The organism is Citricoccus sp. K5 (assembly GCF_902506195.1).
GTDB lineage: Bacteria > Actinomycetota > Actinomycetes > Actinomycetales > Micrococcaceae > Citricoccus.
This window is the reverse complement of record NZ_LR732817.1, coordinates 475,422-493,441: the sequence shown is the minus strand read 5'-3', so window position 1 is coordinate 493,441 and position 18,020 is coordinate 475,422. Positions and strand designations below refer to the sequence as shown.

17 protein-coding genes are annotated in these 18,020 nt (G+C 68.1%); 8 read left to right on the top strand and 9 right to left on the bottom strand.

The genetic code is table 11. From position 1 onward, the window contains the following. Nucleotides 1–70: 70 nt before the first annotated feature. Nucleotides 71–577: a prepilin peptidase gene (locus tag BOSE125_RS02170; protein WP_159549334.1), complete on the bottom strand. Its 507-nt coding sequence runs from the start codon at nucleotides 575–577 to the stop codon at nucleotides 71–73. A gap of 58 nt (nucleotides 578–635) precedes the next feature. Here BOSE125_RS02170 and BOSE125_RS02165 point away from each other — a divergent pair, with 58 nt between their 5' ends. After that, nucleotides 636–1,283 (top strand): rhomboid family intramembrane serine protease, encoded by a 648-nt coding sequence (locus BOSE125_RS02165; RefSeq protein ID WP_159549331.1) that lies wholly within the window; start codon nucleotides 636–638, stop codon nucleotides 1,281–1,283. A 395-nt stretch (nucleotides 1,284–1,678) separates the two neighbouring features. On the opposite strand, the gene BOSE125_RS02160 is transcribed toward BOSE125_RS02165, so the two are convergent. The 3 genes from BOSE125_RS02160 to BOSE125_RS02150 all read right to left on the bottom strand — a co-directional run bounded on the left by BOSE125_RS02160 (nucleotide 1,679) and on the right by BOSE125_RS02150 (nucleotide 5,013). Further along, a complete protein-coding gene (locus BOSE125_RS02160) occupies nucleotides 1,679–2,977 on the bottom strand; it encodes a PhoH family protein (protein WP_236558111.1) in 1,299 nt (432 codons plus the stop codon). Between the two features lie 377 nt (nucleotides 2,978–3,354). Then, nucleotides 3,355–4,122 (bottom strand): YoaK family protein, encoded by a 768-nt coding sequence (locus BOSE125_RS02155; RefSeq protein WP_159549328.1) that lies wholly within the window; start codon nucleotides 4,120–4,122, stop codon nucleotides 3,355–3,357. Between the two features lie 117 nt (nucleotides 4,123–4,239). Continuing rightward, nucleotides 4,240–5,013, bottom strand: a complete 774-nt coding sequence (locus tag BOSE125_RS02150) for an isoprenyl transferase (protein ID WP_159549325.1) — start codon at nucleotides 5,011–5,013, stop codon at nucleotides 4,240–4,242. Between the two features lie 291 nt (nucleotides 5,014–5,304). Between BOSE125_RS02150 and BOSE125_RS02145 the strand changes: the two genes are divergently transcribed. The 3 genes from BOSE125_RS02145 (at nucleotide 5,305) to BOSE125_RS02135 (ending at nucleotide 7,668) form a co-directional block, all read left to right on the top strand. Further along, the gene (locus tag BOSE125_RS02145) at nucleotides 5,305–5,952 is read left to right on the top strand and encodes a hemolysin III family protein (protein WP_201301116.1); all 648 of its coding nucleotides are present in this window, start codon (nucleotides 5,305–5,307) and stop codon (nucleotides 5,950–5,952) included. 90 nt (nucleotides 5,953–6,042) lie between these two features. Next, nucleotides 6,043–6,861: an MOSC domain-containing protein gene (locus BOSE125_RS02140; RefSeq protein WP_201301115.1), complete on the top strand. Its 819-nt coding sequence runs from the start codon at nucleotides 6,043–6,045 to the stop codon at nucleotides 6,859–6,861. Nucleotides 6,862–7,002: 141 nt separating this feature from the next. Then, entirely contained in the window at nucleotides 7,003–7,668 is a 666-nt protein-coding gene (locus BOSE125_RS02135) for an NADPH-dependent F420 reductase (RefSeq protein WP_159549319.1), read from the top strand. Nucleotides 7,669–7,708: 40 nt separating this feature from the next. On the opposite strand, the gene BOSE125_RS02130 is transcribed toward BOSE125_RS02135, so the two are convergent. Together BOSE125_RS02130 and mca are read right to left on the bottom strand one after the other, a co-directional pair. Next, a complete protein-coding gene (locus BOSE125_RS02130) occupies nucleotides 7,709–8,149 on the bottom strand; it encodes a hypothetical protein (RefSeq protein ID WP_236557772.1) in 441 nt (146 codons plus the stop codon). Between the two features lie 118 nt (nucleotides 8,150–8,267). Continuing rightward, a complete protein-coding gene (gene mca / locus BOSE125_RS02125; RefSeq protein ID WP_159554569.1) occupies nucleotides 8,268–9,188 on the bottom strand; it encodes a mycothiol conjugate amidase Mca in 921 nt (306 codons plus the stop codon). A gap of 307 nt (nucleotides 9,189–9,495) precedes the next feature. Between mca and BOSE125_RS02120 the strand changes: the two genes are divergently transcribed. The 4 genes from BOSE125_RS02120 (at nucleotide 9,496) to BOSE125_RS02105 (ending at nucleotide 13,896) form a co-directional block, all read left to right on the top strand. Further along, nucleotides 9,496–9,963 carry a DUF4307 domain-containing protein gene (locus BOSE125_RS02120; protein ID WP_159549313.1) on the top strand — a complete coding sequence of 156 codons (468 nt, stop codon included), beginning with the start codon at nucleotides 9,496–9,498 and terminating at the stop codon, nucleotides 9,961–9,963. A 244-nt stretch (nucleotides 9,964–10,207) separates the two neighbouring features. Further along, a complete protein-coding gene (gene greA / locus BOSE125_RS02115) occupies nucleotides 10,208–10,699 on the top strand; it encodes a transcription elongation factor GreA (protein WP_159549310.1) in 492 nt (163 codons plus the stop codon). A 190-nt stretch (nucleotides 10,700–10,889) separates the two neighbouring features. Further along, nucleotides 10,890–11,534, top strand: coding sequence for a GPP34 family phosphoprotein (locus tag BOSE125_RS02110; protein ID WP_159549307.1), 645 nt, complete (start codon nucleotides 10,890–10,892; stop codon nucleotides 11,532–11,534). A 331-nt stretch (nucleotides 11,535–11,865) separates the two neighbouring features. Further along, nucleotides 11,866–13,896, top strand: coding sequence for an HNH endonuclease signature motif containing protein (locus BOSE125_RS02105; protein WP_159549304.1), 2,031 nt, complete (start codon nucleotides 11,866–11,868; stop codon nucleotides 13,894–13,896). 48 nt (nucleotides 13,897–13,944) lie between these two features. Here BOSE125_RS02105 and ilvA read toward each other — a convergent pair whose 3' ends face one another. The 3 genes from ilvA to BOSE125_RS02090 all read right to left on the bottom strand — a co-directional run bounded on the left by ilvA (nucleotide 13,945) and on the right by BOSE125_RS02090 (nucleotide 17,947). Beyond that, complete coding sequence (gene ilvA, locus BOSE125_RS02100) at nucleotides 13,945–15,165, bottom strand: threonine ammonia-lyase (protein WP_236558109.1); 1,221 nt, start codon at nucleotides 15,163–15,165, stop codon at nucleotides 13,945–13,947. Between the two features lie 80 nt (nucleotides 15,166–15,245). Beyond that, the gene (locus BOSE125_RS02095; RefSeq protein WP_236557771.1) at nucleotides 15,246–16,916 is read right to left on the bottom strand and encodes an AI-2E family transporter; all 1,671 of its coding nucleotides are present in this window, start codon (nucleotides 16,914–16,916) and stop codon (nucleotides 15,246–15,248) included. After that, entirely contained in the window at nucleotides 16,913–17,947 is a 1,035-nt protein-coding gene (locus tag BOSE125_RS02090) for an aldose 1-epimerase family protein (protein WP_159549298.1), read from the bottom strand. The genes BOSE125_RS02095 and BOSE125_RS02090 overlap by 4 nt, the downstream gene beginning before the upstream one ends. Nucleotides 17,948–18,020: the final 73 nt, after the last annotated feature.

Sequence of the window (18,020 nt, the reverse complement as noted above, 5' to 3'; positions counted from 1 at the left end):
CGTGGGGGCAAAGACGACTACTCGTCTTTGCCCCCACAGCGCGTTGAGGACGGGCGTTGAGGCCGAGCGGTCAGAAGAGCAGGGCCACGGCCGTGCCCAGCAACATCGCCGGGCCGAAGGGCAGATGCGTGGAGCCCGTGGCCCGCCGGGCCAGCACCAGGACCAGGGCCACCACTCCCCCGGCCACGAAGCCCAGGACGATGGCCCCGAAGAGATGGTCCCAGCCGAGCCACCCGGCATAGAGCCCGAGGCCGCCGGCCAGCTTGACGTCCCCCAGGCCCATGCCGGTGCGGCTGATCAGGTGCAGGAGCAGGATCAGCCCCAGGTACCCCACGCCTCCGCCGAGCATGGACCAGAAACGCGACCAGCCGGCGTCGTCCACGAGGCAGGCCAGCCCGAGCGTGACGGCGCCCCCGGCGGCCAAGGCCCCAGTCCACCGATTGGGCAGGCGGTGTTCGCGCAGATCAGTGCCGGTCAGGACGACCGCGCACACGCTGAAGACGGCCAAGGACGCCAGGACGGCTGCCAGCAGCAGCCAGTTCCCGTCATGGGCCGCCTCGGCCAGGATCGTCGGCATCCTCCCAGACTAGAACGACATACGCCCACCCTGGGGTTCGGCTCACTAGGCTGTGGACATGTCCGAACCCGTGAAACGCCCCTCGTCACGCCGCCACGTCATCGACCAGCTGCGGTCCTACCCCCTGTGGATCCAGCGCGCCCTGCCCGTGCTCGGACTCGTGGTGGTCATGTGGGTACTGGAGATCATCGACCTGTTCCTCGGCGGCCGGCTCAACCAGTTCGGGATCCAGCCACTCGACCCGGCAGGACTGCCCGGCATCCTGTTCGCACCGCTGCTGCACTCCGGATTCGGCCACCTGCTCTCCAACACCCTGCCCTTCCTGGTGATGGGGGCCATGATCGCCTGGCTGACCCGCAAGTGGTGGCTGATCACGGCCGGCATCTGGCTCGTTGGCGGTGTCGGCACATGGTTGATCGGCGGCATGGGGACCAACCACATCGGCGCGTCCGTCATCGTCTACGGCTATGCGGCCTTCCTGGTGACCTACGGGATCCTGTCCCGGCGGTTCACGGCGATCGCGGCCGCCGTGGTGGTGGTACTGCTCTACGGAGGGATCGTCTGGGGTTTCCTGCCGATCAACCCGCGCGTCTCCTGGCAGGGGCACCTCGCTGGCGCTGCTGCCGGTGTGGTGGTGGCATTCGCCGACACCCGGCAGGCGCGCCGTGACCTGCGCGAGCGCCGCAACGATGCGCTGGTGCCATAGCTGGTGCAATTACCCGGACGCCAGCGGAGGGCGGCCAGAAGACTGCCCGATAGTCCCGGTCAAGACTGGCCAGAAGTCGATGGTGTGATTTTCACGAAAGTGGTAGGAAACCGGGTCAAACGTCGGTATGCTGGAATCGCTTCCATCCGTGCGACACCGACTCATCACTCGTGAACCGTCGTGGAAGCGCTCTAAACTCCATGGCCTCCATCCCGTTTCAAGGGGCCATGGCTGCGGTGGATCATCCCCGGTCCCCTCATCCCCCCTCCGCGGGGACCCGGACGGATTCACCCTCAGGGGCCGCTGCACACGTGCAGCGGCCCCTGTTTCTTTAACTCTTCTTCAGTTGCCGTCGACTGGCGCTCTACCCGGCTTCGACCCGGACGCCACCCGCCTCAGATGCTGGCGTCCTCCAGCAACTCCGTCACGAGCGCGGCGATCGGCGAGCGCTCCGAGCGGTTCAGCGTGACATGGCCGAACAGCGGTTGGCCCTTCAGGGTCTCGACCACGGCGGCGATCCCGTCATGACGGCCCACCCGGAGGTTGTCCCGCTGGGCGACGTCGTGGGTGAGGATGATCTTGGAGTTCTGTCCCATACGGCTCATCACCGTCAGCAGGACGTTCTTCTCCAGGGACTGGGCCTCGTCCACGATCACCCAGGAATCGTGCAGGGAACGGCCGCGGATATGGGTCAGCGGCATGACCTCGAGCATGCCGCGGTCCACCACCTCATCCAGGACCTCCGTGGAGACCAGCGCGCCGAGGGTGTCATACACGGCCTGACCCCAGGGATTCATCTTCTCGTTCTCGGAGCCGGGCAGGTAGCCGAGTTCCTGGCCACCGACGGCGTACAGCGGGCGGAACACCACGACCTTGCGATGCTCCCGGCGTTCCATCACGGCCTCCAGCCCGGCGCACAGGGCCAGGGCGGACTTGCCGGTGCCGGCCCGTCCGCCGAGCGAGACGATCCCGACGGAGGGGTCCAGCAACATATCGATGGCCAGCCGCTGCTCAGCGGACCGCCCGTGCAGGCCGAAGACGTCCCGATCCCCGCGCACCACCTGGGTGTTGCCATGCCGGTCCACGCGCCCCAGCGCAGAGCCCCGCGGGGAGGTGATCACCAGGCCGGTGTTGACGGGCAGACCGTCGGTCTCCGACAGGGCCACCGGCTCGTTGTCATACAGGGCACTGATCTCCTGCTCCGTGGCCATGACCTCCGCCGTGCCGGACCAGCCGGAGTCCTTCACCAGCTCATTGCGGTACTCATCGGCCTGCAGGCCCATGGCGGAGGCCTTCACGCGCATCGGCAGGTCCTTGGACACCACCGTGACGTCCCGGCCCTCGTCCGCGAAGTTCTTGGCGACGGCGAGGATCCGGGAATCGTTGTCCGCGCTCCGGAAACCGTGCGGCAGCACGTCCACGGAGATGTGGTTGAGTTCCACCCGCAGAGAGCCGCCCTCCGTGCCGAGAGGGATCGGGGTATTCAGGGTGCCGTGCTCGATCCGCAGTTCGTCCAGCAGTCGCAGTGCCTTTCGGGCGTAATACCCCAGGTCCGGGTCGTCCCTCTTCTTCTCCAGCTCGGAGATGACCACGATCGGCAGGATGACCTCGTGTTCGGCGAAGCGCAGGACCGCCCGGGGATCGGACAACAGCACGGACGTGTCCAGCACGTAGGACTTCTCACCCACGCTCATCCGCTCGGCAGGCTGCGTGGTGGCCGGGGTGACGGTGGCCGGGGCGGCGATCAGATTCTCCACGGTGGACTCCAGACCGGGGCGCACGCCCCGATGATCGAGGGCGGGGTGGGACGGTCCGGCCCGGGGCCGGAACGGCCCCCGCTGCGTGCTGTCTGGAGTGACGGCATACGGCCTGGCCTTTCCGATCAATCCACGGGATGCGGATGCGGAACCAGGTGGCCCGTTCGCTCCCGCCGGTGACTGATACCACCACCGTAGGCCTCCGGCCGCGGAAATGTCGTCAGGAATCCCGGGTGGCGGATTAACTCTGCATGAACCGAGAGAGACCGTTGCAGCGAGCGCCGGATCGGCCCGCGCGAGCCACGCCTACCGATTCACGTCGAGACCCGGACCCGCTGGGTGAATCGGGTCCCACGGCCCAGCGCGTCGCGGAGGACCGGCGGAAGCGACGCCAACAGGATGAGGCAGGCGCCGACCATGAGGACGTTGAGCCCGAGCCACCAGTACCCGAGGGTTCCGACGACTCCGCCCACGAAGAAGAGTCCGACGAGGGTACTGAGCACGCCCAGTTTCTCCTTGTCAGCCATGACGCCGACCTGGTCACCGTTGCGGTAGACCAGCCGCCCGAGCTCCACGGCGATATCGGTGACCATGCCGGTGACATGGGTGGTGCGGACGGGAAAGTCGCGGATCTTGGTGATGAGCGCGTTCTGCAGTCCCATGGTGAAACACAACGGCGCCACCAGCACCTCCTCGTAGCCGGGACCGTCCACCGTGCCGGCGAACAACCCCATGAGCAGGATCAGCAGCCCCTCGAGGGTCAGGACGTTCGCATAGCGGCTGGACAGACGCCGACGCCGGCCCCACGTGAAGAGCACGGTGCAGCTCATGGCTCCGAGCACGAAGAACACGATGCTCAGCACACCGGCGCCGACCATGCCCCAGTTCGCGGTGACGATATTGTCAGCCGCCGAAGCGGTCACACCGGTCATGTGCGAGGTGTAGAGGCCCACCACCACGAAGCCCACCGAATTGAGGGCTCCGGCGATCACCACCAAGAGGAAGGCCAGATGGCGATCGAACAGTGGGGTGCGTCGTGGTCCGGAGAGCAACAGGGCGTAACGGGAGATCCAAGGCAGCATAGGTTCCACCCCACCCTGCCGAGGTGACCAGCAAGTTTCCGGCCGGTCAGCATTTCCCGAGGACTTCCCGAACGTTCCTGGGGCGACGGCCTCCACTGCCGGGGCCGGCGTCGTGCGTCAGGAGCCGAAGCGGCGCTGGCGGGAGGCGAAGTCCCGGAGGGCGCGGACGAAGTCCACGCGGCGGAAGTCAGGCCAGAGGGCCTCGCAGAAGTAGAACTCGGAGTAGGCGGACTGCCACATCAGGAACCCGGACAACCGCTGCTCCCCGGAGGTGCGGATCACCAGGTCGGGGTCCGGTTGTCCACGCGTGTAGAGGCGGCCGGAGATCTGCTCGTCGCTGAGCTCACCGGCAACGGCGGCAGCGGAGTGGCCCGCTGCGTCCGCCTCCAGCAGGAGCTCCTTGACGGCATCCACGATCTCCCGGCGCCCTCCGTAGCCCACGGCCACGTTCACGTGGACGCCCTCGGCATCGGCGGTCCGCGCCTGGAGGTCGGTCAGGGTCTCGGCCAACCCGGCCGGCAGCAGGTCCGGGGCGCCGACGGCCTGGACCCGTACCCGGTGACCGTTGGCCAGCCCGTCCCCGAGGCGCTTCAGGGTGTTGCCGATGATCCCCACCAGCTGGGACAGTTCCTCCGGAGGGCGGCCCATGTTGTCCGTGGACAGCATGTACAGGGTGACGACCTTGATACCGAACTCGTCACACCAGCCGAGGAACTCGTGGATCTTCTCAGCGCCGGCCTGGTGACCGTCCGCCGTCGTCGCCCCCGAGGCCTTGGCCCAGCGCCGATTGCCGTCCAGCACCACCCCGATGTGCCGGGGCAGCTTCTCGCGGTCGAGGCTGGAGGCCAGGCGGCGCTCATAGAAGCTGTAGAGGACGTTCGGGAGGTTCATGGTCGTCCCCTGTCTGGCCGATGGACGTGCCGCAGATCCGAGCGGCACCTGAAACGTCGTGGTGCGGGTGGTTCGTCCGTTCCTACGGTAGCGAACTGCCAGCCTGGCGGCGCACCAGTGGCCCGCCCCGCCCGGTGGCCGAACAGGTCTACCCACGGGTAATCCACTGTTTCCGGGAGTAGTCTGGGAGCCATGGTCCATTCCCCCTCGGGCAAACAGTCCGCAGGCGGCGCGGCTGCCGCGCCCCAGCATGACGCCAGACCCTCACGGACGTGGCGACTGGACCGAATCATGGATCCCGAGCATCCCGAATTCAAGCCCCGGCTCCGAGGCATGAGCCACGCCGTCATGGCGCCGCTCACCCTGGTCGCCGGGATCGTCCTGGTGGCCCTGGCCCCCACAGCGGGCCTGAAGTGGGCCAGCGCGATCTACGCGCTGACCGGCCTCCTGCTGTTCTCCGTCTCGGCCGTCTACCACCTCGTGCAGTGGTCACCGCAGGTCGCCCTCGTGCTGAAGCGCATCGACCACACCAACATCATGCTGGTCATCGCCGGCACCTACACGCCCCTGGCCGTGGCCCTCCTGCCGGAGGACAAGGCCACGCTCCTGCTGGCCGGCGTCTGGATCGGCGCGCTGGCCGGCGTCGCCTTCCGCGTCTTCTGGACCTCGGCTCCGCGCTGGCTCTACACCCCGGTCTACATCCTGCTGGGACTGGCGGCCCTGCTGTACATCGGCGACTTCTTCGCGGCCCAGGCCGCTGCCGCCGTCCTGGTCTGCGTGGGCGGCGCGTGCTACATCATCGGCGCCGTGTTCTATGCGCTGAAGAAACCCAACTTCCACCGCGAGTGGTTCGGCTTCCACGAACTGTTCCACGCCTTCACCATCGGCGGCTTCGTCTGTCACTACATCGCGATCGTGCTGGCGGTCCTGCAGGTGTGACGTCCTCCGCGCCCGACGCGCAGGCGCCCGCCATCCACCAGCCAGCGGTCAGTTCCACCGCGAGACGGACGGTGGTGGTTGGATGGGGGCATGCCCACCGGACCCCGCTCTCCCCGGCACTCCAGCATCTCCAGCATCCCCGCCACGTCCAGCACCCCCACGGCCACGTCCAGCACCCCCACGGGCACGGGAGCCTCTGCCCCCAGCGGAACGATCACCGCCGTGCGGGTGGGCCACGTCCGCACGGTGCGGTGGCGGGACGAGGAGGTTCCCACGGGCTCCTTCAAGGAACCGGTGGAGGGACCGGTGGACCTCGGACTCACCGGTCTGGCGGGCGACGGGCAGGGCGATGTGGTCCACCACGGCGGCCCCGAGAAGGCCCTGCTGTGCTACGGACGGGCCCACTACGCCGCTTGGCAGGCAGAGGGGCTCGACCTGCCGGAGGGCGCCCTCTTCGAGAACCTCACCGTGGACGGCCTGACGGAGTCCGAGGTCTGCTTGGAGGACGTCTGGGAGGTGGAGGGAGTCCGGCTGCAGGTGACGCAGTCACGGCGTCCCTGCTGGAAACTGTCCTCCCGGTGGGGCATCCCCGATCTGGCCCGCCGCGTCCAGTCCACCGGCCGCACCGGATGGTACCTCCGGGTGCTGACACCGGGGACCCTGCAGGCCGGGCAGGTGATGAGGCTGGCCGAGCGCACCCCCGGCGCGGTGGACCTGGCCGAGCTGTCCCGCGTGATGAACGTGGACAAGGGTGACATCCAGGCCATCGAGCGGATCCTGGACTCTCCCGGGGTGCCGGAGAGCTGGCGGTCCACTTTGCAGCGGCGCCTGGACGTGCACCGGGTAAGAGCGAGCGGTTCGGACGGCCGGTTCACGGACGAGGCGGACACCGACCGGTTGCGGGGGTGACCTCAGCCACGGCAGGAATACCCATGCCACTCGCTTGTGTTTCCTTCAGTGAACTCTGACTCGAGAACCATCGGTCTCGCGCGCCGCGCTCCGGCACGGTCGTGAGCCACCGCATGTGACGCACCCACGGCAAAGGAATCCATGACGACCACGGCAGTCACCCCCGGCAGCATCGGCATCCTCGGCGCAGGCCGAGTCGGGGCAGCAGTGGCCCGCCGGGCAGTCGAATCGGGCTACGAGGTTCGCATCGCCACCGCCAAACCCGCCGGGGAGATCTCCCTGCTGGCCGAGATCGTCACGCCGGGCGCCGTCGCCGTCGATGCGGCGGAGCTGGCGGAGACGGACCTGACCGTCATCGCGATCCCGTTGCGGAGGTACCGAGATCTGGACCCTGCGCACTTTGCCGGCCGGACCGTCGTCGACGTCATGAATTACTGGGCCCCCACGGACGGCGAGCAGCCGCATTTCGAGCGGGACGCCCGCTCCACCAGTGAGATCATCCAGGACCACCTGCACGGCGCCCTCCTGGTCAAGTCGCTGAACCACATCGGCTACCACGACCTGGAGGCCGATCATCGAGCCCCCGGCGCCGCGGACCGCCGTGCCCTGGCCGTCGCCAGCGATCATGAGTCATCGCGTGCCCTGGTGGGCGCCTTCATCGACCGGATCGGCTTCGATGCCGTCGACGCCGGCCCGCTCGCCGCCGGTCGTGTCTTCCAGCCCGGCACGGAGATCTTCAACGGCAGCCATTCGGCGGTGCAGTTGCGCGGACTGCTGACCGCGGCCTGCGCCGGGGCCGGCGTCTGATCGACGACCCAGCCCGATTTCGGCCCGATTGAGTCCGAGATCAGTCGCGGCCGGAGTCCGGGCCCTTCGGCTCCGGTGCGGGGCTGTCAAGGTAGCCCGGGTACTTCTTCTGGAGCCGGGCCCGCTGGAGATCGACGTCGGAGGCGGCTCGCGAGTCCGCGTCCACCTCGTCGTGGGGATGGCGCACATCTTCTGGCAGGTGCCCCTGGTAGCGCTCGACGAGCATGTCCTCGGCCTGCGAGGACCGGTACTGTACCCGCCGGACCGACCGGACCATGAGGCGGATGACCACGATGGCCATGGCCACCATCAGCGCCGTGAACAGGAATCCCTCAATGCCGGGCGTGACCTCGGTCTGGTCAAGTCCGGGACGCAGCGTCGGTTCCTGCACCCCGGGCAGCGGCTGTTCCGAGGCCTCGCCACCACTGCTGGACGCGGGGGCGGCAGAAGGGGATACGGCAAGGGGAAGGAAGGCGATCACGGTCACCCAGTCTACCGTCCCCACGCGACGGGCCAGCCCGCGGAGGCGAGCGGCCGACCTACGGCAACCGTGCGGCCAGCACGCGGCTGACACCCAGCCGATACCGGCCGGCGTCGGGTCAGCGCAGTCCGGTGAAGAGGTCCGTCTCCGGCAGCGTGGTCTCCACGCGCGAATCGATCAGCACGTAGTCCTCCCACGGCCAGGTCCGCCGCAGCAGGGCATTCGGCGTGGCAAAGAACTGCCCTTGCGGATCGATCTGGGTGCGGTGGGCACGCAGGGCGTTGTCCCGCTGCTCGAAGTAGTCGGCCACGTGGATCTGGGTGGTGACCTGGTGGCGCGTCAGCCGGAATCGGGCCGGGGCGGTGGCGGACGGCACGTCCTGCTCGGCCGCCTGGGCCTCCGCCCGCTCCTGCTCTTCCAGGAGCTTGCGGAACCACTCCAGCCGCTCCGTGTACGGAGACTCCTCGCCCGCCTCCAGGTAGGCCTCGTGCAGGGCCCGGTACTTGTCCGGGTTGAAGGCACGGTCGTAGTAGAGCTTGGACGGGGTCCAGGCCTCGCCCGTGCCGGGATACCGCTCCGGGTCCCCGGCGGCTCGGTAGGCCTCCACCGTGACCTCGTGGGATTTGATGTGGTCCGGGTGCGGGTAGCCACCGATCTCGTCGTAGCTGATCAGCACGTGCGGACGGAACTCACGGATGACCCTGACCAACGGGGCCGCCGCCTGCTCCAGGGGGAGGGTACCGAAGCTGCCGAAGGGCAACGGGGGCATCGGATCACCCTCGGGCAGTCCGGAGTCCATGAATCCGAGCCACCGATGCTCGATGCCGAGAGCAGCCCCTGCCTCCTGCATCTCGGTCCGCCGCACGCCGGTGATGTCCCGGTCCAGACGCACCGTGTCCCCGTAGCCCGGGTTGAGCAGGTCTCCCCGCTCACCTCCGGTACAGGTCACGACCATGACTTCGGCCCCGGCGGCCTCGTAGGCAGCCATCATGGCGGCGCCCTTCGAGGATTCGTCATCCGGGTGGGCGTGGACGGCCATCAGCCGCAGTCCCTGGGACGCCGGCACTCCCCCGGCCTCAGGGACGGCATGGTGCACCTCGGGCTCGACGGAGCCGTACGACGTCTGCCCCACGGACACCCCGAATTCCGGCGCAGCGATGCCGTCCCGGTGCTCCAGGTCGTCCAGGTTGGTCGGGTTCGTACTGCTCACGTGGCCTCGGCTGCTTTCCGGCCCCGGAGGTCACCCGCCGGTGTGTGCGGGGGTTCGGGACGGCTTATTCGGGGACCGGTCGGTCCAGGGAATGAACTGCGGTGGACGGTCACGCGCCGGGATACCATGGAGTGATATGACTTCTACACCCCAGGCCTCGGCGGAGCCTGCTCCGATGGACAGCCTAGCGAACCGGTATGGGCGCCCCCAACGAATCCGCCCCTCGTTCGCTCAGCGCTGGGGAAAATGGATCGCCGCCGCGGCCCTCGTCCTGGCCGTGGGGGTCACCGTCTGGTTCACCGCCTCAGCCAACGCCCAGACGCTGGGTTGGAAGGACGTCGGTTTCACGATCGAGTCCCCCACGCAGGCCTCGGTGCGGTTCCAGCTCACCAAGGACCCTGAGGACACGGTCCAGTGCGCAATCCAGGTGCTCTCGGAGGAGAAGGCCGTGGTCGGCTGGCGCACCGTCACCATCGGTCCGGAGCCGGCGTCCGAGGACTCCAGGCCAGCGGGCACCCCGACGTACTACGACGTCGACCTGCGCACCGATGCGCTCGGCGTCAATGGCGGCGTGAACGCATGCTGGCACCCAGAGGACTCATGAGACGCACATCACCTTGAATATGACGTATCTGAAGCACATCCGTTAGAATCAGAAGTAGTACGTTTCAACCCCGCCTGTCTGGGGCTTCCCGTGGAACACCGGGTGGCTCCGCCGGCGGGGTTCTTGCATGATCGCCCCCCGGGCCGCAATCGGCGGCTCAGCATCATGTGTGCGGCAGCACCGGCAATCCCTCAGTGGCGTACCGGATGGCCGCTGACGAGCAATTCGAAGGAGACACGCGTCCATGAGCAACACCGATAGCGCTCCCTGGCTGACCCAGGAGGCCTACGACCGCCTGAAGCTGGAACTGGATCAGATCTCCGGACCCGGCCGTCAGGAGATCATCGACCGCATCGAGCAGGCGCGCGAAGAGGGTGACCTCAAGGAGAACGGCGGCTACCACGCCGCTCGCGAGGAGCAGTCCAAGAACGAGGGCCGCATCATCGAGCTCAAGCGACTACTCGAGACCGCCCAGGTGGGCGCCTCCCCGGAGGACAACGGCGTGGTGGAGCCCGGCATGGTCGTGGAGGCCAAGATCGCCGGCGACCTGGAGGCCTTCCTCTTCGGCAACCGCGAGATCGCCGATGACAAGGACTCCATCACCGTCTACTCCGAGCGCTCCCCGCTGGGCGCCGCCATCCAGGGCTCCAAGGTCGGCGACAAGCTGACCTATGCCGCCCCGAACGGCAAGGACATCGCGGTGGAGATCATCTCCGCCAAGCCGTACAAGCCGTGATCCTCACGGGGCGGACCTGTCGCTGACAGCCTGCTCCGCCCGGCAGGGCTTGTTCCCTGCACACCGCTTTCCCGACGGCGGCGCACCGGTTCCCCGGTGCGCCGCCGTTCTCGTGGGTGAGACTGCTGGCGGGTGAGGCGGCGGCCAGCGGGACGCGACGGGCAGCCCGGTACCTTGTTAGGTTGGTGGCATGCTCATCGTCGAAGAGATGTTCCTCCTGCTGAACAAGGACTACGGCACGGCCGGCCGAGCGCGGGGATACCGCCGCTATGGCCTCGCGGCGGCTGCTCTGGCCGACCTCTCCGAGCTCGGGACGATCGAGATCGCTCAGGAGGGCAAGGACCCGCAGGTCACGGTGGTGCGGGCTGGGATGACCGGCCACGCCCCGCTGGATGCTGTCCTGCCGGCCCTGGACTCCATGTCGGGGCAGAAGATCTCCACCCTGGTGGGCCGTTCCCAGCTCGACCCGGATACGGCCGTGGGCCGGAGCCTGGCCAGGCAGGGAATCGTCACCGAGGAGTCCCGCTTCCTCGGTGGGCCTCACTTCATGACCACCAGCCCCGCCCCGGAGATCGCCCTGCGTGAGCGGTTGGGTCAGGTGCTCGCCGGCGACCGCACGGCCACCCTCGCCGAGGCGACGGAACTCGGCCTTCTCAAGGCCCTCAACGTGGCCGACGGTCTCTTGGGCCCGGCCCGAGGCCAGATGGACCGGCGCGAGCTGTCCCGGCGCATTGAGGAGATCGCCCACGACATTCCTGCCGTGGAGGCCGTCAAGCGCCGTGTGGACCCCTTCACCGCGTCCACCATGGCCACGGTCGCTACCAACGCTGGCTGAGAATCCACAGACCCGGGCCCAGCCTGCCTCGGTCCTCATTCAGTACTGACCTCAGCCCTCATTCAGTACTGACCTCAGTTCTCGCCCTAGTACTGACCCCAGCCCTCATTCGGTCGTCACCCCCAGTCCCCGCCGCTTTCCTGAGCAACCGCGTACGCAACTCTCGGTCCGCCTCGTCCTCCACACTGCCCTCCACACCGCCCAGCTTGAGGCGTGCCGACCACATCTGGAGCCCTCAGCGCTTAACTCGTCCGCCCGTCATGTTCGAATACCAGTACTACTCCATCATGGCTGGTGGACAACGGTTCAAGGGCACAGGACGGGAGGGTCCATGGCAGACAGTGATGAGCTGGCTGAGCTGCCCCTCCCCGAGCTATTGGCGCAATCCCACGCCTTGGCCGCCGAACTCTCCTCTCGATTGGCTGACCCAAGGCTGGCGGACCGATTGCCCCGCCTCCGGCAGGACCCGGCAGAAGACCGTAGCGCTGCCTGGGGCCTCTACGCCCATGCGGACCGTCCCAACCCTGAGGTTGACGGTTTCGGGGAATCGGACGATTCCGGCAGAGCCGGGGCGCATGGCGGGGACATACACATCGTCAGAGCTTCAGGCTCCGAGGACGTGTCGGTCGTCGACCGTGAATCGGGCAATCAAGAGTATGCGGACTCCCCCTCCAGCGAGAACGTGGCCGGGTCCCTGCCGGAGTTGCATGTGGGCGTGGAGGCGCTGGCCCGCGCCGTCGACTCCGCGCGGACCGCCCTGGCCGGGCACACTGACCGGATTTTCGAGGCACACCAACTTCGAGAGGAAGTGTTGGGCATCCCGCCCGGAAAGTGTGCCTTCAGGAACGGCGCCGAATACTTGCGCGATCTCTTGCGGATCGACCGTCGCGAGGCGAAGGCCCTGCTGGCCCGGGCTGCTCACACCATGGCGTCGCTGACACTCGACCGAACCACGGTGATACCTGCCGATATGCCGGTCCTGTCCGAGGCGGTGCAGAAAGCCGAGCTGGGCGAAGCCGCGGTGGACATGATCGTGGGAACGATCGCCTCCGCGCACCGCGAGGCCGTCCTGGCAGACACGGCTCCCGGAACGGTGGACGGCCTTATCGCGGACGGTGAACGGCTGCTCGTCGCCCAGGCCCGGGATCTGGATCCGGATACGCTGAGAAAGGTCTGCGCGCACTGGCGGCAGCGTTTCGAAGCCGTGGTCAATCCAGACGGTTCCGAACCGACCGACGCCCAGCTCAAGGCCATGCAAGGGCTGTTCTACCGCGGACCGGGCAAGGGGCTGCATCAGTGGACACTGCTGGCCAGCGACGCCCAGCATGAAGTTCTCAAGACGGTGGTCTCCGCTGCCTCCAGCCCCCGGACGACTCGCTCTGACTGCAACACGGACCCGAAGAATCGAAACCAAGATCGCACCGGCACCAGCACCAGCACCGACACCGACACCGGCACGGGCACGGGCACCGGTGATGCAGGCTGTGCAACTGAACGGTCCGTGATTGACGCCCTCGACGGACGCAGCCGCGCTCAACGAGAACTCGACGGGCTCGTCAGTGCTTTGACCGGCGCGCTGGCCCTGGTCGGACTCGGCCCTGAGACGGGCATGGACGCGGACGGCCGCAGTACCGGGAACACGAACCCGACGGGCAACGCCCGGCCTGGACTCAGGAGCCGGGCCCGGCCCCAGATCATGGCGGTCATCGACTACGAAACCCTGTTCGCCCGATTCGGCGCTGCGGATGACGTGCACTTCGACGAACGGACTCCACGAAGCGGCTCGAGCGGATCATCCGGAGTCCTTGATCCACCCGGTCCACCCGGCCCATCTGGTCCGCCGGGTCCGCCGGGTCCGCCGGGTCCGCCGGGTCCGCCGGGTCCGCCGGGTCCGCCGGGTCCGCCGGGTCCGCCGGGACGCCATGATCGGACGATCTCGACCACGTCCTACGTGGGAGACGTCAATCCACAGACGATCCGACAGCTTGCGTGCGAGGCCGATCTGATCCCGGTTGTCCTGGGCGGCAGCGGCGAGGTCCTGGACGTGGGGCGATCCAAACGGTTGTTCACGCCTCAGCTCAGGCGCGCCGTCACCGCCCGGGACGGTGGTTGCACGGCACCCGGTTGCTCGATTCCGGCACCGTGGTGCGAAGCCCACCACATCCACCATTGGGAGGACGGCGGTCCGACGTCGGTGGAGAACGGAGCACTGCTGTGCTCACACCACCACCACGCCGTTCACGCCGGAGCCTGGGAGATCTCCGTCCGCCAGGGCATCCCGTGGTTCATCCCGGCCCAGTACCTCGACCCCGAACGGCGGCCCCGCCGCAACTTCTATTGGCGTCCTGGTCTGGCGGCTTAGATGTGGCGCCTCAGGATCGGGATGCGTGAGCCGTTCAGAGGAACCCTGCTAGTGCTGCACGACCGGCTGGTAGCCGGAGGAGCGCAATCGGCCCAGGACCTGCTCGGAGTGCTCGGGTCCGCGAGTCTCCATGTCGATCGTTATGGTCACGTCCCCCATGCTGAGCGAGCCGCCGATGCGGCTGTGGTCCACCCGGGTGACGTTGGCCTCGGTCTCGGAGATAATCCGGGAGATGTTGGACAGCTCGCCGGGACGGTCTCGCAGGGAGATCTTGACGGTCAGGTAGCGACCACCCGCGGCCAGGCCGGACTGGATGACCTTGAGCATCAGCATCGGGTCCACGTTGCCACCGGAGAGTACGGCCACGGTGTGCTTGGACTCGATCCCGAGTTCTGCCAGCTTGCCCTCCAACAACGCGGCCACGCCCACCACGCCGGCGGGCTCGACCACCATCTTGGACCGCTCCAGCAAGAACACCAGCGCATTGGCGATCGCGTCCTCGGATACGGTGACGACTCCGTCCACGAGTTCCTTGATGATCTGGAAGGGAATCTGGCCGGGCTTGCCCACGGCGATGCCGTCGGCGATGGTCGAGACGTGGGAGAGCGGCACCACGGCGTCTGCGGCCAGCGACGGCGGGTAGGCTGCGGCGTTCTCCGCCTGGACGCCGATGATGTTGATGTGCCGGCCCTGACGGCGGGCCATCTCCTTGACGGCCACGGCCACGCCGGCGAGCAGGCCGCCGCCACCGATGCCCATCACCAGTGTGTCCACCTCCGGATCCTGCTCGAGGATCTCCAGGCCGATCGTGCCCTGACCGGCCACCACGTCGGCATTGTCGAAGGGATGGATGAAAACCGAGCCGGACTCGTCCGCATAGCGCTGCGCCTCGGACAGGGCCTCATCTACGTTGTTGCCGTGCAGCATCACCTCGGCGCCGTGATCCTTCGTGGCCTGCAACTTCGGCAACGCAACGCCGCGGGGCATGAAGATGGTCGCCTTGATCCCCAGCTTGGATGCTGCCAAGGCCACCCCCTGGGCATGGTTGCCAGCGGACGCCGCCACGACCCCGCGAGCGCGCTCGTCCTCGGAGAGCTTGGCCATCCGGACGTAGGCGCCGCGCACCTTGAAGGAGCCGGCACGCTGCAGATTCTCGCACTTGAGGTGAACCACGGAGTCCGTGAGCCGGCCCAGGGCCCTGGAGTGGTCCAGCGGCGTGGGGACGATGACCCCGTCCAACAGTCGTCGGGCCTCCTCGATGTCCGCCAGGGTGACGGGAAGTCCCGGGAATTCGGCGCGGTCGGCAGCCGTACCCGTCGCGGCCTCTGCACTGCTCTGGGGGGTGGTCGTCACTGTGGTCCTCCGTTTCGGTCCGGCCGGCGGCCGGAGTGGTCCATCCCCGTATTGTCCTCCCCCGCGGACCCTCTGCCGCGAAGATTGCCCGAGGTGCCGGTTCCGGGGTCGACTGGGGCACCAGTATCGGCCTCTGGGCCGGCGTCGGGACGGGCATCAGGGTCAACATATGAGTCGGTGTCAGCACTCCCATCGCGATCCTTGCGGAAACGGCCAGGCAGGAAACGCGAGCGGGACTGTGACCGCTTGAGTTGGCGGCGGGCCTGACGTCGCCGCCTGGCTGACAGCGCACTCTCGGCAGCACTGGGAGCGGTGCCACCAGCGCTGCCGGATGCTCCGCCGTCACCGGATCTGCTGGATCCGCCAGCACCACTCGTGGCCCGGCGGACCACGCCGTCGATGGTCACATAGGCCCGGCCCCAGGGCCCCTCCAGACCGGCGGCCCGGTCCTTGAGTCGGGTATCGCGGTAGTCCGAGGCCGCCGCGGGTTCGGGTTCGTTCTCGAGCCACGGCTTGGCGTGGAGGTACTTGATGGTGGAGTTCAGGAAGGCCATCAACGGCACGGCGAAGATCGCGCCGACCAGGCCCATCACCGCGGTGCCCCCGGCCACGGCCAGGAACACGGCCAACGGGTGCAGGCTGACTGCACGCCCCATGACCAACGGCTGCAGGACGTTGCCTTCGATCTGCTGGACCAGGAGGACCACGCCAAGCATGATCAGGGCATTCACCCAGCCGTTGGCCACGAGCGCCAGCAACACGGCCACCGCGCCGGTCAGGAACGCACCCACGAGGGGGATGAACGAGCCGAAGAACACCAGCACACCGAGGGGCAGGGCCAGCGGCACGCCGAGGATCAAGGCCCCCAGTCCGATGCCCAGGGCATCCACGAACGCCACGAAGATCTGGACCCGGACGTAACTGCCGAGGGAGGTCCAGCCGACATCTCCGGCGCCGTCGATGGCGATGCGATGGCGGGCGGGGACGAAGTTCAGGCAGAACCGCCAGATCCTCCGGCCGTCATAGAGGAAGAAGATCAGCGCGAAGACGGCCAGCACCGTGCCGGCGGCGAGGTTGCCGGCGGTGGAACCGAAGCCCAGGGCACCCGAGAGGATGGTCTGGCTGTTGGCTCGAACCGCCTCGCCGAGGTCCGAGAGGATGTCGTTCCACTGGTCCGTCGTGACGCCGAAGGACTCCAGCCAGACGACGATGCCTTGGACGCCCACCACGATCTGATCCCGCATGTCCGTGAATCCCACGGCGAGCTGCTGGCCGACGAGGGTGAGCAGGCCCAGGACGACGACGATGAATCCGAGGATGACGCCGGTCACGGACAGTCCCCGTGGGAGGCCCCACCCCACGAACCGCTTGTGGATCGGCGCGAGGAGGGTGGACAACAGGGCCGCCACGATCAGGGGGATGACCAGGAGGGAGACATGGCTCAGCAGCCAGATGCCGGCCCCGGCCATCGCCAGCACGAGCAGCACCCGCCAGGACCAGGCGGCGGCCACCGTCAGCCCGTAGGGGACGTCGGCCGCCACCCGGTTGGCCTGGTCGGGCGCGGTCAGGAGGGGGTCCGGCACCCGGGCTTCAGGCTGGGGGCCCGGGACTTCGGGCAGCCCGGGAACCGGAGCGTCCGGGGCCCCAGACTCTGGTCGAGTGCTCAACGGATTTCCTCCTCAGGGTGTGGTCGGTCGTGTGAAAGGTGAGAGGAACGGTTCAGTGAACCGTGGTGCGAGATACCCCAGGCGGCCTCCAGGTGCTTCCCCGGATCGATCCATACCAGTCCGTCGCCGCTGTTCAGGGCGTTGGCCGGAGCCGTCATCGGCTCCATCGCCACGGCACGGTGACGGCCGGGGAATCGGTCCGTGAAGAAGATGTGGACATAGCCGAAGGCCGGGTCCGTCCAGAGCTCCACGCTACGCCCATCCGGAGCAGACAGTGTGTGGTGATGGCGGCCGTCGTCGCCCGGCTCCAGATCGGTGAACGCCGCGTCGAGCAGGCCGGTGCCCACCTGCCGGCCCTCACGGAAGTCCTCGGCCGTTTCGTGGACCGGGGCCGTCCCGGTGGGAATGAGCCGATCATCGGTCAGCACCCGGGTGGCCGCCCGCAGCGTCAGCACCAGCTGCTCGCTGGGAACGTCTCCGATCCGCAGGAAGGGGTGGGCGCCGAAGGCGACCGGGGCCGGCCGGCCTGAATGGTTGGTGACCTGCTGGTGGACGGCGAGGGCGCCGTCGTCGTCCAGGGCGTAGGTGACCTGGTGGGTGAGACGGAACGGGTAGCCGTGCTGGGGGTGGATCTCGCCGCGCAGGACCACCCGGCGGCCCGTCTGCTCGGCCGGGACGAAGGCGGTGTTGCGCAGCAGTCCGTGACTGGCGTTGGAACGGGACGGTTCCGTGAGGTCGAGCTGCTGGGTGACGCCGTCCAGCGTCCAGCGCCCGTCCCGCACGCGGTTGGGCCACGGGGACAACTGGATGCCACAGGCCGAGGGCGGAATCTCGTCCGCGCCGTAGGTCTCCACCAACGCCGTTCCGTCCACCTCATAACGGCGCAGGGCACCGGCCAGCGAGGTGATGGTGGCCTCGGCCCCGCCGTGGCGCAGCACATACTGGGTGCCCGTCGCGGCAGGGCCCCCGAACTGCAGCCCGGCAGGCTCATCGGCGGTCTGGACGGCGGGACGGTTCTCGGACTCGTTCATGGCTCCATTAACCCAGAATCGGCTGGCACCATCCGGATTGTTCCTCCCGGACGGAGCCAGCCGATGGCTGTGG